Genomic DNA, 15,091 nt, shown 5'->3' with positions numbered 1-15,091 from the left:
GGGCTTTCGTCACCACCAGAGGGAGGACAACCAGGATGACACGCCACGGATTGCTGAAGACCGCGAGCGCCCTCGCTTTGTGCCTCGCCGCCGGCCAGGCCTTCGCCGGCATGGAGGAGGCCAAGCGCTGGGTCGACACCGAGTTCCAGCCCTCGACCCTGTCGAAGGAGGAGCAGCTCAAGGAGATGCAGTGGTTCGTCGATGCGGCGAAGCCCTTCGCCGGCATGGAGATCAACTTCGTCTCCGAGACCATCACCACCCACGAATACGAGGCCCGCACGCTGGCGAAGGCCTTCACCGAGATCACCGGGATCAAGGTGCGCCACGACCTCCTGCAGGAGGGCGACGTGGTGGAGAAGATCCAGACCCAGATGCAGTCGGGCAAGAACATCTACGACGGCTGGATCAACGATTCCGACCTCGTCGGCACCCATTTCCGCTACGGCCAGACCGTCGCGCTCTCCGACTTCATGAAGGGCGAGGGCAAGGACGTCACCCTGCCGACCCTCGACCTCGAGGACTTCATCGGCCGCTCCTTCGGCACCGCCCCGGATGGCAAGCTCTACCAGCTGCCCGACCAGCAATTCGCCAACCTGTACTGGTTCCGGTACGACTGGTTTACCCGGGCCGACCTCAAGCAGAAGTTCAAGGCCAAGTACGGCTACGAGCTCGGCGTGCCGGTCAACTGGTCGGCCTACGAGGACATCGCCGACTTCTTCACCAACGACGTGAAGGAGATCGACGGCGTCAAGGTCTATGGCCACATGGACTATGGCAAGAAGGATCCGTCGCTCGGCTGGCGGTTCACCGACGCGTGGCTGTCGATGGCCGGCAACGGCGACAAGGGCATCCCGAACGGCAAGCCGGTCGACGAGTGGGGCATCCGCATGGAGGGCTGCCGCCCGGTCGGCTCCTCGATCGAGCGCGGCGGCGACACCAACGGGCCGGCCGCGGTCTACTCGGTCACCAAGTACGTCGACTGGCTGAAGAAGTATGCCCCGCCGCAGGCGGCCGGCATGACCTTCTCGGAGTCGGGCCCGGTGCCGTCGCAGGGCAACATCGCCCAGCAGATGTTCTGGTACACCGCCTTCACGGCCGACATGGTGAAGCCGGGTCTCCCGGTGATGAACCAGGACGGCACGCCGAAGTGGCGCATGGCGCCCTCGCCCAAGGGCCCGTACTGGAAGGACGGGATGAAGCTCGGCTACCAGGATGCCGGCTCGCTCACCCTCTTGAAGTCGACGCCCCTCGATCGGCGCAAGGCGGCCTGGCTCTACCAGCAGTTCATCGTCTCGAAGTCGGTCAGCCTGAAGAAGAGCCATGTCGGCCTCACCTTCATCCGCGAGAGCGACATCTGGGACAAGTCCTTCACCGAGCGGGCGCCGAAGCTCGGCGGCCTGGTCGAGTTCTACCGCTCGCCGGCCCGCACGCAGTGGACCCCGACCGGCGTGAACGTGCCGGACTATCCCAAGCTCGCGCAGCTGTGGTGGCAGAACATCGGTGACGCCTCCTCGGGCGCCAAGACCCCGCAGGCGGCCATGGACGCCCTCGCGGCGGCCCAGGACGACGTGATGGCCCGTCTCGAGCGCTCGAAGGTCCAGGGCGATTGCGGCCCGAAGCTGAACCCGAAGACCTCGGCCGAGAACTGGTACGAGCAGGCCAAGAAGGACGGCACGCTGGCGCCGCAGCGCAAGCTCGCCGACGAGAAGCCGAAGGGCGAGACGGTCGACTACGACACCCTGATCAAGAGCTGGCCGGCCTCGCCCCCGAAGCGCAGCTGACCTTGCGGGAGCCGGGGCCGTGACGCCCCGGCTCTCCTTCGCGCGGATGGCCGGATTCCGCTATCCTGGCAGCCAATGCCGCCACGGAGGTTGTCATGGCCTATTACAGGATGGAAGACGTGCTCGACCGCCTGCCCGAGCTGCTCGCCAAGGCGAGTGCGGGCGAGGAGGTGATCATCACCCGTCCCGACCAGGATCTGATCCAGCTCGTTCCGGCCGAGCCGCGACCGGTGACGAAGGAGGAGATGGAGCGCCTGCGCGCTAATCGCGTCACCCCTCTCAAACCATTCGATTCGACGACCCTCATCCGACAGATGCGGGACGAAGGATTGTGATTCGCGTCTATTGCGACACCAACATTCTCGTGCCTGTCTTCGTGAGCGAGGCGCAGAGTGCCCGGATCGAAGCCTGGATCGAATCACCGGGGATCGACCCGGTCGTATCGGACCTCGTTGTTCTGGAATTCTCTGCAACGATCTCACGCTTGGTCAGAGAACGTGTCCTCGACGATGCCCGGGCACGCACAATCAACGGCGAGTTCGACGCTTGGTGTGAGGCCCGCGCCCGCCCGCTGACCATCACTCGCCAGATTTTCGCCATCGCCCGCACCATCGTCGAGGACGCTGCCCTCGGCGTGCGCGGGCCGGACGCCCTGCACCTCGCGCTCCTGCAGGTCACCGGCCTGCCCTTCGCGACCTTCGACGCGCGGCTCGGCCGGGCGGCCGCCTCCCTCGGCCTCGCCACGCTGGAGCCGCCACCCCTCTAGACACGCCGCAACCGCGTGAGAGAGCCTCCGATGTCCTCCCTCATCCTCGCCATCGATCAGGGCACCACCTCCTCGCGCGCCCTGCTGTTCCGCACCGACACCTCGATCGCCGGCCTCGCCCAGGCCGAGTTCCCGCAGCACTTCCCGGCCTCGGGCTGGGTCGAGCACGAGCCGGAGGACCTGTGGCGCACGACGCTCGAGACCTGCCGGGCGGCGATGAAGCAGGCCGGGGTGACGGCGCGGGACGTGGCGGCGATCGGCATCACCAACCAGCGCGAGACGACGCTGGTCTGGGACAGGCGCACCGGCGAGGCGGTGCACCGCGCCATCGTCTGGCAGGACCGACGCTCGGCCGGGATCTGCGCGCGGCTGAAGGAGGCGGGCCATGAGCCGATGGTGACCGCGAAGACCGGCCTGATCCTCGACCCCTACTTCTCCGGCACCAAGATCGCGTGGATCCTCGACAACGTGCCGGGCGCCCGGGCCCGGGCGGAGGCCGGCGAGCTCGCCTTCGGCACCGTCGATTCGTACCTCCTCTGGCGGCTCACCGGCGGGCGGCTGCACGTCACCGACGCCACCAACGCCTCGCGCACGCTGCTCTTCGACATCCACCGCGGCGCCTGGGACGACGAACTGATGGGGCTGCTGGGCGTGCCGGCCTCGATGCTGCCGCAGGTGCGCGATTCCTCGGGCGATTTCGGCACCACCGACCCGGAGCTGTTCGGCGCCGCGATCCCGATCCGGGGCGTCGCCGGCGACCAGCAGGCGGCGACCGTCGGCCAGGCCTGCTTCCGGCCCGGCATGGTCAAGTCGACCTACGGCACCGGCTGCTTCGCCCTCCTCAACACCGGCACCCAGCCGGTGACCTCGAAGAACAAGCTCCTCACCACCATCGCCTACCAGCTCAACGGCCGGCGCACCTACGCGCTGGAAGGCTCGATCTTCGTCGCCGGCGCGGCGGTGCAGTGGCTGCGCGACGGGCTCGGGGTGATCGATTCGGCCGCCGAGACCGGCGCGCTCGCCGAGCGGGCCGATCCGGCGCAGGACGTCTACCTGGTGCCGGCCTTCGTCGGCCTCGGCGCGCCCTACTGGGAGCCCGACGCCCGCGGCGCCCTGTTCGGGCTGACCCGCGGCACGGGACCTGCGGAACTGGCCCGCGCAGCCCTCGAGAGCGTGTGCTACCAGACCGCCGACCTGCTCGCCGCCATGCGGGCCGACTGGCCGGACGGGGAGGGGAGCGCCACGGTGCTGCGGGTCGACGGCGGCATGGTCGCCTCCGACTGGACGATGCAGCGCCTCGCGGATCTCCTCGCTGCCCCGGTCGACCGGCCCGAGGTGAAGGAGACGACGGCACTCGGCGCCGCCTACCTCGCCGGCCTCGCCTGCGGCCTCTACCCGGAGCCCGAGCACTTCGCCGACCACTGGCGCCTGGAGCGCCGCTTCGCCCCGGCGATGGAGCCGAGCATCCGCGAGCGCCGGCTCGCCGGCTGGCGCAAGGCGGTGAGCTGCTTGGTGGGGAAGTCGGGGTGAACCTGCCAGCGCTGACTAAGAACTAGATTGCGCGGGATCCCCTCTCCCAAACGGGAGAGGGGAGAGAGCTTCGCCTTGATGTCGGGAGCGCGATATCGATCGCGCTATCACTTCTCCAGCCGGGCGATCAGGCTCGACGTGTCCCAGCGGCCGCCGCCCAGGCTCTGCACCTCGGCGTAGAACTGGTCGACGAGCGCCGTCACCGGCAGTTTCGCCTTGTTGCGGCGGGCCTCGGAGAGCACGATCGACAGGTCCTTGCGCATCCAGTCGACGGCGAAGCCGAAATCGAACTTGCCCTCGTTCATGGTCTTGCCGCGGTTCTCCATCTGCCAGGAGCCGGCGGCGCCCTTGGAGATCACGTCGAGCACCGCCTCGATGTCGAGCCCGGCCTGCTTGCCGAAATGCACCGCCTCCGACAGGCCCTGGACCAGGCCCGCGATGCAGATCTGGTTCATCATCTTGGCGAGCTGGCCGGCCCCGACCGGGCCGAGCAGGCGGCAGGCGCGGGCGTAAGCCGCGATCACCGGCTCGACGCGCGCGAAGGTATCGGCGTCACCGCCGCACATCACGGTGAGCACGCCGTTCTCGGCGCCGGCCTGGCCGCCGGAGACCGGGGCGTCGATGAAGCCGAACCCGCCCTTCTCGGCGGCGACCGCGAGCTCGCGGGCCACCTCCGCCGAGGCGGTGGTGTGGTCGACGAAGACCGTGCCCCTGCTCATCGCCGAAAAGGCGCCGTCCGGGCCGGTCGTGACCTGCCGCAGGTCGTCGTCGTTGCCGACGCAGGCGAAGACGATCTCCTGGCCCTCCGCCGCCTCCCGGGGTGTCGCCGCGGCCTTGCCACCATGGGCGCTCACCCAGGCATCGGCCTTCGCCTTGGTGCGGTTGTAGACCGTGACCTGGTGGCCCTTGGCGGCGAGGTGGCGGGCCATCGGACCACCCATCACGCCGAGACCCAGAAACGCGACCTGTGCCATGCGGTAAACCCTCCCTCGCCGTTATTCTGCGGCGGTCGGCCCCCGGTGTAGTGAGCCGCCCCCACGCCCGTCAAACGAGAGCGCTCACTTGGTGTCGAACGGGATGAACTTCGCCCGGATGCGGTCGTAGCGGCCATCCGCGACGAGCGCCGCGAGCGCCCGCTCGAAGGCCTCGCGCAGGTCGCGGTCGCCCTTGCGCAGGCCGATGCCGACGCCCTCGCCGAGGAGCGGCTCGCCCGCCGGCACGTCGCCGGCGAAGCGGCAGCAGGCCCCGCCCTCGGGCTTGCCCAGGAAGGTCGCGAGGTCGAGCTTGTCGCCCAGCACGACGTCGACGCGGCCCGCCCGGAGGTCGAGGGTCGCGTCCGCCAGGCTGTCGAAGGTGCGGATGTCGGCCCCCGGGACCCGCTGCTCGAGATAGGCGACCTGCGGCCCGTGCGCCGCCACGCCGACCGCCCGCCCACGCAGGGTCGCCGGGCTCGGGGCCGGCAGCGCCGTGTCGCGGCGCGCCACGTAGGCGAAGGGGATCCGGTAGTAGGGCTTCGTGAAGGCGATGCGGGCGGCCCGCTTCGGGGTGATCGCCATCGACGCCATGATGGCGTCGTACTCGCCGGCCTCCAGGCCCTTGATGATGCCGTCCCACTGGTGGAGCACGATCGTGCAGGTGAGCTCCGCCTCCTGGCACAGGGCCTGGGCGAGCTCGACCTCGAACCCCGCCGGCTTGCCGTCCTCGACGTAGTTGAACGGCGGATGGCCGCCCTCGGTGGCGATGCGCACCGGGGCGGGCAGCGGAGAAGGGGTCGGCTCCGCGAGGGCGGGCCGGGCGGCCGCCAGCAGCGACAGGAGCAGGAGGCGGGAGAGCAGGCGGCTCATCCGGCGGCGATCTCTCGTGGGATGAAGGGCCGTCCGGGGACGCTTCGGTTCAAGAAGAAGGCGCGGGATCCCCTCCCCCGTTTGGGAGAGGGGTAGGGGGGAGGGTGGAGACGGTGCCGCACGAGGTCTGAACCGTTCCGCTGTCAGCACAACGGCCTGAGCTTCACACTGCAGCGTGTCACCCTCACGTGGGATCTTCGATCCCCCGGCCCCTCTCCCACACCTTGCAGCGATACCGGGCAAGCCCGGCATCGCCTGGAGAGTGGGGATCCTGCGCCTCGTCCCCGGCCAGCCCTGTGTTGGGAAGGGGCGCTATCGACGGCGCCGACCCTGCCACGGCCACGCCTGCCGGCGCAACTCGCCCGCGCTCTGCGACGTCAAGGTTTCGTCAGGGTTAACGGTCCCTTAGGCGCACCGCGTTCTGATCCGGTCATGCGCCTGAGCTTCCGCCCGCCCCACCCGCCTCGCGACCGCACGGATGCGGTCGAGATCCTGCTGCCGCTCCCTGGTGCGGGACCGGAGGCGGAGGGCCCGGACCGCGATGCGGCCCGGGCCGGGCGCGACGCCGTCGACCGGGTCGAGGCGGATCTGGTCCGGGCCGCCCGCGCCCTGGCGGTCGCGGCCCGGGACGGCTGCGCGGAGACCGCCGCCGCGGCCGCCGAGGCCGCCACCCTGACCCGCGGCCTCGACGCCCTGGCGGAGGGGACCGACCGGGCCGGCGCGCAGGGCCGCAGCCTCGGCGCCGGCGCCGACACGCTTGCCGAGGAGGCCGGCAGCCTCGCCGGCGTGCTGGTCCAGGCCGGCCGCCACGTCGAGCGCGCCGACGCCCAGAGCCGGATCCTCGAGGCCGAATGGGCCTCCGCCGCCCAGGATGCCGCCCGCGCCGTCGAGGCGATGGCGACCCTGGCGCGCCAGGCCAACCGGCTGGCGCTCTCCGCCACCGTCGAGGCCGCCCGGGCCGGCGCGTCGGGTGGGCCGCTCTGGCAGATGGCGCAGGAGGTCAAGCTCCTGTCGGGCGATGCCGCCCGGGCGGTGGAGGAGATGCGCATTGTCAGCCGCCGCCTCTCCGGCCCCGGCGGGGCGGCGACGGCCGCCGTCGCGGCCTCGCTCGCCTGCCTGCGTCCCGCCTTCGCGACGACCGGGGCGGCGGCCGAGGCCCAGGCCGCGCGCGCCCGCCGGCTCGCCGGGGAGGCACGGGATCTCGCCGCTTGCGCCGGCGGCCTCGGGCGGGACGCCGCGACGGCGCTCGCCGCTGCCGGCGGCGCGACCCGGTGCCTGGAGAGTGCCGAATCCGTGGGCGCCGGCGTCGCCAGCCTCGCCGGGGGTCTCGCCGGACGCACCGTTACCGCGTTGCGCCAGGCGGAGATCGGCGACCGGCGGGTGCACGACCGCTACCCGGTCGACCTCGCGGTGCGGGTCGGCAACTGGGGCGTCGGGCGCGTGCTCGATCTCGGCCGGGGCGGGCTGCTCCTCTGCCCGCCGGAGGGCTGCGGCCCATCCCCCGGCGCGCGCCTGTCCCTCGACGTGCGCGGCATCGGCCGGCTGCAGGTGCAGGTCGTCGGCGCGAGCCCGCGCGGGCTCCACTGCGCCCTCCTGGATCCGGCCTCCGAGGCCCGGATGCGCGACGCTCTGGTGGCGGTCGAGGAGGAGAACCGGCCGCTGATCGCGGCGGCGACGGGCGGGGCCGGGGCGGTGGCGGCGGCCCTGGAGCAGGCGGTGAGCGCGGGCCGGCTCGCGCGCGAGGCCCTGTTCGACACCACCTACCGCCCGGTCGCCGGAATCGAGCCGCCGCACTACCTCACCGCCGCCGTGCCGGTCCTCGAGGACATCCTGCCGCCGATCCTCGAGCCGCTGCTGCTCGCCGATCCCCGCACCGCGTTCTGCATCGCGGTCGACCGCAACGGCTACGCCCCGGTGCACAACCGCGCCCAGGCCCAGGCGCCGCGGACCGGCGAGCCGGCCTGGAACGCGCTCCACGCCCGCCAGCGCCGGCTCTACGACGACCGCATCGGGCTGTCCGCCGCCCGCTCGACCCGGGCCTTCCTGGTCCAGGCCTGCCCGCAGGACGATTCCGGCCGCCCGCCGCTTCGCGAGGTCTCATGCCCGATCCGCGTCCACGGCCGGCACTGGGGGGCCTTGCGGATGGCGTTCCGGATCTGAGGGTCAGCCCCCCGTCGTGCTCATGTGGCGCGGCACCGCGGGCTTTGCCGCGCGGGCGATGACGAAGTCGTGGCCCTTCGGCTTGCGGCTGATCGCCTCCGCGATCGCCTCGGCCACCACGGCGTCGTCCGGCGAGGCGCGGAGCGCCGCCCGCAGGTCGGCGGCGTCCTCCTGGCCGAGACACATGTAGAGCTGGCCGGTGCAGGTCAGGCGCACCCGGTTGCAGCTCTCGCAGAAATTATGGGTGAGCGGCGTGATGAAGCCGAGCCGCCCGCCGGTCTCCTCCACCCGCACGTAGCGGGCCGGGCCCCCGGTGCGGTCGGGCAGCGGGGTGAGGCTGTAGCGCTCCGACAGGCGCTCGCGCACCACCGAGAGCGGCAGGAACTGGTCGACGCGGTCGGGCTCGATGTCGCCGAGGGGCATCACCTCGATCAGCGTCATCTCCATGCCGAGCCCGTGGGCCCAGTCGAGCATGCCGGGGATCTCGTCCTCGTTGACGCCTTTCAGCGCCACGGCGTTGATCTTGACCTTCATCCCGGCCTCGCGCGCCGCCGCGATGCCGTCGAGCACCGTGGGCAGGTCGCCGCGCCGGGTGATCGCCCGGAACTTGTCCGGGTCGAGGGTGTCGAGCGAGACGTTGATCCGGCGCATGCCGAGCGCCGCCAGCTCGGCGGCGTGCTGGCGCAGGCGCGTGCCGTTGGTGGTGAGCGTCATCTCCTCGAGCGCGCCGGATTCGAGATGGCGCGAGAGGTTGCGAAAGAGCCGCATGATGTCGCGGCGCACCAGCGGCTCGCCGCCGGTGATGCGCAGCTTCCGGACGCCGTGGGCGACGAAGACCGAGCAGACCCGGTCCAGTTCCTCCAGCGTGAGCAGGTCGCGCTTGGGCAGGAACGTCATGTCCTCGGACATGCAGTAGACGCAGCGCAGGTCGCAGCGGTCGGTCACCGAGACCCGCAGGTAGGTGATCGCGCGCTGGAACGGATCGATCAGCGGCGCCGGCCGCGCCGGCACGGCGACCGCCGGCGTCGGTTCGTCGGTACGGGGACCCCACATGCGATTCACAATCCTCGGGACTCGGGCTCTGGCGGCCAGATGCCAGCCTGCATATGAGCGCTCCCGGGATGGCGGGCAAGTTGTGCCTGAGGAGCAGGGAGATGCAGCCATGACAGACCAGGCCGCAGACCAGGCCGATTGGCCGACCGAGATCCGGCTGTCGCGCGACAAGCGCACCCTCCATGTCGCCTTCGCGAGCGGCGCGGCCTACGCCCTGCCGGCGGAGTACCTGCGGGTCGAGAGCCCCTCGGCCGAGGTGCAGGGCCACGCGCCGTCCGAGCGCAAGTGGCTCGGCGGCAAGCGCGAGGTCCAGATCCTGTCGGTGGCGCCCGTCGGCAACTACGCCGTCAAGCTCGCCTTCGACGACATGCACGATACCGGGATCTACGCCTTCGACTTCCTGCGCCGCCTCGGCGCGGAGCAGGCGACGCGCTTTGCCCGCTACGAGGAGGAGCTGGCGGCAAGGGGCCTGAGCCGGGAGCCGGCGCGGCGGCGCTGATGCGTCACGCCGCCATGCGGGCGGGCCGCGATGCCGCAGCGACGGCGAGCGCCGCCACCGCGACGACGAGCGGCGCGAACGACACCCACAAGACCACGTCCCAGCCGTAGCGCGCGAGCAGGCCGCCGGAGGAGAACGAGCCGACCGCCATCGTGCCGAACACCAAGAAGTCGTTGAGCGACTGGACCCGGGTCCGCTCCTCCGGGCGGTGGCAGTCGAGCACCATCGCGGAGGCGCCGACGAAGCCGAAGTTCCAGCCGAGCCCGAGCAGGATCAGGAACGTCCAGAAATGGGCCAGGTCCAGGCCCGACAGGCCGACGGTCGCGGCGGCGGCGGTGAGGGCGAGCCCGGCCGCCACGACGTTGGGCGCGCCGAAGCGCGCGATCAGCCGGCCGGTGAAGAAGCTCGGGGCATACATCGCGATGACGTGCCATTGCAGGCCGAGATTGGCATCGTCCTGCGTCAGCCCGCACAGGTGCATCGCGAGCGGCGCCGCGGTCATCAGGAAGTTCATCAGCAGGTACGACACCACCCCGCACACGACCGCGGTGACGAAGCGGGGCTGGCGGGCGATCAGGCCGAGCGGACGCCCGCCGGAGAGGTCCGCCGCGGTGGGGCTTGGCAGCCGCACGCCGGCGAGCACCACCGCCGAGAGCGCCGCCACCGCTCCTTGCGCCAGGAAGGTGGCGGCGAAGAGGTGCGAGGGCCACAGGCCCATGGTGTGGCTGACGAGCTGCGGCCCGATGATCCCGGCAAAAACCCCGCCCGCCATGACGGCGGAGAGCGCCCGCGGCCGGCGCTCCGGCGCGACGCAGTCGGCGGCGGCGAATCGGAACGACAGCACCACGGCCGCGTAGGCGCCGCCGAAGAAGGTCGCGGCGCAGAAGAGCCAGAACCAGGAGAGCACGACCGCGAGCGCCGCCAGGAGCCCGACGAGCATGCCGCAAGCAGTGCCGGTGAGGAACGCGGCGCGGCGGCCATAGGCCCGGGCGATGCGCCCGGCCGGCAGGGTGCAGGCCGCCATGCCGACGACGAAGATCGAGACTGGCAGGGTGGCGAGCGCCGGGTCCGGCGCCAGCTGGCTGCCGATGACGGCGCCGGTGGCGTAGACCACGACCGCGTTGGCCCCGGCGAGCGCCTGCGCGGTCGCGAGGCGCAGCACGTTGCCGGTTCCGGTCGGCGCGGCGACGGTGAGCCCGGTCAGCGGGGCGGCGGGGTTCGACATCGGGGCCTCTCAGGCGATGGGCGCGCCGCGTCACGCGGTCATGGCGGCCGCGATAACGAAATTCTCCGGTTTTGTCTCGGGGCAGCAAGAGTCTTCTCTTGCATGGTCGAGTCCGCGCCGGCGCAATCTCGACGAGGTGCCGATCCGTGCAGGTTCTTCGCCGAACCGGAAGCCCGCCGCGGGAGCCGGTCGCTTTGCCGCGCGGGCTGGCGCCGCCGCTCAGGGTGCACATCTCACGTGCTGAGATAGTTCGCGTGATCCCCTCTCCCACACGGGAGAGGGGATCACGCGCCACGTTTTTAAAGCATTTCGTCCAAGTCGATACCAAAAAGGCCGGCATGTGCCGGCCTCTCCAGACATCAGGATCGTGCCCGCCCCACTCAGCGCTGCACGATCACCTTCGTGCCGACCTTGGCGCGGGTGTAGAGATCCATCACGTCGTCGTTGGTCATCCGGATGCAGCCGGAGGAGACGGCGGTGCCGATGGTCTCGGGCTCGTTGGAGCCGTGGATGCGGTAGAGCGAGCCGCCGAGATACATCGCGCGGGCGCCGAGCGGGTTCTCCGGGCCGCCCTTCATGTAGCGCGGCAGGTCGGGCCGGCGGCGGATCATCTGGGCCGGCGGGCGCCAGTCGGGCCACTCGCGCTTCATCGAGATGGTCTGCACGCCGCCCCAGGTGAAGCCCGGGCGGCCGACGCCGACGCCGTAGCGCAGGGCCTGGCCGTTGCCGAGCACGTAGTAGAGGCGGCGCTCGGCGGTCGAGACCACGATGGTGCCGGCGCCGTAGGGGCCGGAATAGGCCACCGTCTCGCGCGCGATCGGGCTCATCTTCGGCACCGTGGCATCGAGGGGATCGACGGCCGCGGCAGCGGCGGCAGGCGCCCGTACCGTGACGGTGAGGGGCTGGTCCAGGGGCTGGCGGGTGAGCGGGTCGATCTCGTAGGCGGCGGCGGGCGCCGCCCAGGCGGTGACGGCGCAGGCCAGCCCGGCCAGGGCGGGGACGAAGCGGCGCATGAAAGCCTCTTGGATGGGATGAGCGCAGGGCTGAGGACGGTGCGAACGCGACCGGCACCGTACGGCGGAACCAATGGCCAAGCCGTAAACGCCCACGTTCCAAAGCCAAGCTTAAATCCGGCCGAGCTTCGCGGTTGCGAAGGCGGCGTTGTGCCCGCGCCACACCGTGGCGGCGCAGGCACGGTTCGGGCGCGTTAGCGCAAGGCCGCGAGGGTGCGCCGCGCCCGCTCGGTGATGGCGGAGAAGTTGCCGGCGCGGATTTCGGCCTCCGGCGCCAGCCACGAGCCGCCCACCGCCGCGACGTTCGGCAGGGCGAGCCAGGCCTTCGCATCGGCCTCGCCGATGCCACCGGTCGGGCAGAAGCGGGCCTGCGGGAAGGGGCCGCCCAGCGCCTTCAACGCCGCCATGCCGCCGGCCGGCACGGCGGGGAAGAACTTCGCCACGGTGAAGCCGGCGGCGAGCACCTGCATCAGGTCGGAGGGCGTGGCGATGCCAGGCATGAACACCATGTCGCTCTGCGAGGCCGCCCGCAGCAGCTCCGGCGTCGCCCCGGGGCTCAGCGCGAAGCGGGCGCCGAGATCGTGCGCGGTCTCGAGGTCGGCCGGGGTCAGGACGGTGCCGAGCCCCACCACCGCCTCCGGCACCTCGGCCATGATCGCCTTCGCGGCGTCCCGCGCCACGGGCGTGCGCAGGGTGATCTCCAGGGTGGTGATGCCGCCCGCCACCAGGGCGCGGGCAAGCGGCACCGCGTGGGCGAGCTCCGGCACGGTGATGACGGGGATCACCGGGGAGGCGGCGAGCAGCGCGTCGAGGCGCTGGGAGCGGGTATCGGCGGTCATCATGGACGTCCCTGGTCCGGGGTGAAGGGCAGGTCGGGCATCGCCGCCCGGGGGATCACGGCGCCGCGATGGCCGATCACGGTGCCGGCGAGGCGGTGGCCGCAGGCGGCGGCCTCGGCGGGTCCGCGGCCGGCAAGCCGCGCCGCCATGTAGGCCGCCGCGAAGCTGTCGCCCGCCGCGGTGGTGTCGACGATCGCATCCACGGCTAGGGCCGGCACCGTGACGTCGTCGCTGCCCGCGAGCACGCGGACGCTCGGCGGCGCGCCGGTACCCTTCAGCACGATCTCGCAGCGGCCGTGATGGCGCAGCACCTCCTCCTCGCCCGCCGCGCCGTACAGCCATTCGAGGTCCTCGGCCGAGGCGAAGATCAGGTCGGCCGCCGCCATCGCGTCCCGGAAGGACTCCTGCGCCTTGGCCTTGTCGGGCCAGCCGCGGGGCCGGTAGTTGGTGTCGAAGGCGACCCGTCCGCCCTTCGCCTGCACGGCCCGGCAGGTCTCGGCCAGAGCCGCCCGGCCGGCCTCGCCGTAGAGCGACAGGCTGATGCCGGAGGCGTAGACGAGGTCGTAGCCGGTGAGCGCCGCCCGGGTCTCGGCCGCGCCGGGGCCCGAGAACAGGTCGCGGGCCGCCGCGCTGTCGCGCCAGTAGTGGAAGCTGCGCTCGCCGGATGCGTCGGTGCGGATGATGTAGAGCCCCGGCATCCGCCCGGGCAGGCGCCGCACCTGGCCGGTGCCGATCCCCTCGGCGGCCCAGGCCGCCAGCATCTCCTCGCTCCACGGATCGTCGCCGAGCGCCGTGACGTAGTCGACCGCCACGCCCAGCCGCGCGAGGTAGAGCGCGGTGTTCAGCGTATCGCCGCCGTAGCCGCGCGACAGGCTGCCGTCGGGCCGCTCCGACAGCTCCATCATGCACTCGCCGATGCAGGCGACCCTCGTGGCCATCGTGTGGATTCCTCTCCCGTCACGCGGAGGGCGGAGCCGTTCGGGGATCCTTCGGATCAGGAAAGGGCTCGGGATCCCCTCTCCCGTGGGGGAGAGGGGGTGGGGTGAGGGTGGCGCGCTTCAGGATTGAGCACTGAAGGTCAAGCTGCCAGCACAACGGTCAGAGTTCGACTCAGAACCGTCGCCACCCTCACCCCCGGCCCCTCTCCCACACGGGAGAGGGGAGATCCCGCGCCTATCCTGGTGCCGATCGCTTTTCCGGACGGCCCCGCTGCGCGAAGCCAGGCCGCCATCGGGTATCGACCCTCCGCGCGATGTCAACGGCCTGCCCCGGCTGTCGCTCGCCGCCGCCCTCCGGATGAACTTTATCGTGAGTTAACCCTTGAACGGTGCGGGGGAGGCGGTACAAGCGTTGCCCCAGCGTCGCCGGTCGGGCGACCGCAGCGACGATCCCGCGACGGCCCCGCCCGCCGCGGACGACGAGACGCCGACTCCCTGCCGGAGCCAGGGGGCCGGGAGGAACGGCACAAGACCTTCAGGCTGCCGCCGATCACGCCAGACAACCGGGATCGCCAGACCCCACACCGTCTTCCGGAGTTCGTCCGTCATGCCCCTCTACCGCCTGCGCGCCACCCTCCACGACCGGGGCGATGCCCGCCCGCTCCACGACCTGCCGATCGAGGCGCCGAGCGTGCGCCACGCCGCCGCCCGGGTGCTCGGCCGGGCCGACGAGATGTTCGGCGACGCCGCCGGCGAGGCCTGGCTGGTGGCCGAGGACGGCGCCCGGGTCTGGAGCCTGAGCCTCGACGCCAAGGAGGTCGAGGGCGCCTGGGCGTGAGCGGGTCGGTTTGATCCGCAGGGCATGAACCGCCCTCGGGACTGAGTGTCTCTCACACAACTCCCGATCGGCGGCATCGCTGAGTGTGGCGGCCTCGGCACCGCGGGAGTTGTGTGAGGTGCACTGAATCGCGGCGGCGCGCCTTGCTGGCGCCGCAACCGCCGCGCATCGGGACGGCCCCGACGCCGATCCCGGGCTTTATCGATTCGATGAGAGTGCTGCTTCTGGCCGGAATCCTGACCGGTGCCCTGCTGGCCGCCACGCCGGCCGCCGCCGACTGGCGCTACTGCCTCGCCCGCGGGCCCGGCCGCACCGTCTACCTGTCGGCCCCGTTCTCGACCGTCGCGGCGATGCCGTCCCTCGACGCCGCCTTCGGGCGCATGCTCGACCGGACCCGCCGCGCCCACGATCCCGTCCAGTGCCCCCGGGCCGAGGACGCCAATGCCCTGCGGGCGATGCGACAGACCGCCCTGCGCTACAACCGCGAGGACGGCGAGACCGTGGTCGAGCTCGACTGGACACCCGACCGCGACGCCGCCGCGAAACAGTAGTCCATGGCAGCATGGCCGCCCCGCGCCTGGGGCGCTTCCGCGAAAATCGTTAGC

The 15,091-nt window shown here is 71.8% G+C and carries 15 protein-coding genes; 8 read left to right on the top strand and 7 right to left on the bottom strand.

The window, feature by feature from the left end:
* Positions 1-35 precede the first annotated feature (35 nt).
* The 4 genes from EU555_RS12695 to glpK all read left to right on the top strand — a co-directional run bounded on the left by EU555_RS12695 (position 36) and on the right by glpK (position 4,077).
* A complete protein-coding gene (locus EU555_RS12695; RefSeq protein WP_135415001.1) occupies positions 36-1,781 on the top strand; it encodes an ABC transporter substrate-binding protein in 1,746 nt (581 codons plus the stop codon).
* Positions 1,782-1,876: 95 nt separating this feature from the next.
* On the top strand, positions 1,877-2,116 hold the full coding sequence (locus EU555_RS12690; RefSeq protein ID WP_135415000.1) for a type II toxin-antitoxin system Phd/YefM family antitoxin: 240 nt from the start codon (positions 1,877-1,879) through the stop codon (positions 2,114-2,116).
* Positions 2,113-2,547 (top strand): type II toxin-antitoxin system VapC family toxin, encoded by a 435-nt coding sequence (locus EU555_RS12685; protein WP_167858528.1) that lies wholly within the window; start codon positions 2,113-2,115, stop codon positions 2,545-2,547. Before EU555_RS12690 ends, EU555_RS12685 begins: the two co-directional genes overlap by 4 nt.
* 30 nt (positions 2,548-2,577) lie before the next feature.
* Positions 2,578-4,077: a glycerol kinase GlpK gene (gene glpK / locus EU555_RS12680; protein WP_135414998.1), complete on the top strand. Its 1,500-nt coding sequence runs from the start codon at positions 2,578-2,580 to the stop codon at positions 4,075-4,077.
* 107 nt (positions 4,078-4,184) lie between these two features.
* Here glpK and EU555_RS12675 read toward each other — a convergent pair whose 3' ends face one another.
* A complete protein-coding gene (locus tag EU555_RS12675; protein WP_135414997.1) occupies positions 4,185-5,051 on the bottom strand; it encodes an NAD(P)-dependent oxidoreductase in 867 nt (288 codons plus the stop codon).
* A gap of 84 nt (positions 5,052-5,135) precedes the next feature.
* The gene (locus tag EU555_RS12670; RefSeq protein WP_135414996.1) at positions 5,136-5,921 is read right to left on the bottom strand and encodes an ABC transporter substrate-binding protein; all 786 of its coding nucleotides are present in this window, start codon (positions 5,919-5,921) and stop codon (positions 5,136-5,138) included.
* A 432-nt stretch (positions 5,922-6,353) separates the two neighbouring features.
* Between EU555_RS12670 and EU555_RS12665 the strand changes: the two genes are divergently transcribed.
* Positions 6,354-8,081, top strand: a complete 1,728-nt coding sequence (locus EU555_RS12665; protein WP_135414995.1) for a methyl-accepting chemotaxis protein — start codon at positions 6,354-6,356, stop codon at positions 8,079-8,081.
* A gap of 3 nt (positions 8,082-8,084) precedes the next feature.
* On the opposite strand, the gene moaA is transcribed toward EU555_RS12665, so the two are convergent.
* A complete protein-coding gene (gene moaA, locus EU555_RS12660) occupies positions 8,085-9,134 on the bottom strand; it encodes a GTP 3',8-cyclase MoaA (RefSeq protein WP_135414994.1) in 1,050 nt (349 codons plus the stop codon).
* A 109-nt stretch (positions 9,135-9,243) separates the two neighbouring features.
* Between moaA and EU555_RS12655 the strand changes: the two genes are divergently transcribed.
* The gene (locus EU555_RS12655; RefSeq protein WP_135414993.1) at positions 9,244-9,633 is read left to right on the top strand and encodes a gamma-butyrobetaine hydroxylase family protein; all 390 of its coding nucleotides are present in this window, start codon (positions 9,244-9,246) and stop codon (positions 9,631-9,633) included.
* A gap of 4 nt (positions 9,634-9,637) precedes the next feature.
* On the opposite strand, the gene EU555_RS12650 is transcribed toward EU555_RS12655, so the two are convergent.
* From EU555_RS12650 to EU555_RS12635, 4 genes are all read right to left on the bottom strand, one after another.
* Positions 9,638-10,858: an MFS transporter gene (locus EU555_RS12650; RefSeq protein WP_135414992.1), complete on the bottom strand. Its 1,221-nt coding sequence runs from the start codon at positions 10,856-10,858 to the stop codon at positions 9,638-9,640.
* A gap of 380 nt (positions 10,859-11,238) precedes the next feature.
* The gene (locus tag EU555_RS12645; protein WP_135414991.1) at positions 11,239-11,871 is read right to left on the bottom strand and encodes a L,D-transpeptidase; all 633 of its coding nucleotides are present in this window, start codon (positions 11,869-11,871) and stop codon (positions 11,239-11,241) included.
* A gap of 194 nt (positions 11,872-12,065) precedes the next feature.
* On the bottom strand, positions 12,066-12,710 hold the full coding sequence (gene eda, locus EU555_RS12640; RefSeq protein WP_135415121.1) for a bifunctional 4-hydroxy-2-oxoglutarate aldolase/2-dehydro-3-deoxy-phosphogluconate aldolase: 645 nt from the start codon (positions 12,708-12,710) through the stop codon (positions 12,066-12,068).
* Positions 12,710-13,648: a sugar kinase gene (locus EU555_RS12635; protein ID WP_135414990.1), complete on the bottom strand. Its 939-nt coding sequence runs from the start codon at positions 13,646-13,648 to the stop codon at positions 12,710-12,712. The genes eda and EU555_RS12635 overlap by 1 nt, the downstream gene beginning before the upstream one ends.
* 607 nt (positions 13,649-14,255) lie before the next feature.
* Between EU555_RS12635 and EU555_RS12630 the strand changes: the two genes are divergently transcribed.
* Complete coding sequence (locus EU555_RS12630; protein WP_135414989.1) at positions 14,256-14,486, top strand: hypothetical protein; 231 nt, start codon at positions 14,256-14,258, stop codon at positions 14,484-14,486.
* A 209-nt stretch (positions 14,487-14,695) separates the two neighbouring features.
* The gene (locus tag EU555_RS12625) at positions 14,696-15,037 is read left to right on the top strand and encodes a hypothetical protein (protein ID WP_135414988.1); all 342 of its coding nucleotides are present in this window, start codon (positions 14,696-14,698) and stop codon (positions 15,035-15,037) included.
* Positions 15,038-15,091 lie beyond the last annotated feature (54 nt).

Origin of the sequence: Methylobacterium nonmethylotrophicum, assembly GCF_004745635.1 — a bacterium.
In the GTDB taxonomy this organism is placed as follows: Bacteria; Pseudomonadota; Alphaproteobacteria; order Rhizobiales; family Beijerinckiaceae; genus Methylobacterium; species Methylobacterium nonmethylotrophicum.
Note: the sequence above shows the minus strand (reverse complement) of the source record. Positions and strands in the feature narration are given on the sequence as shown.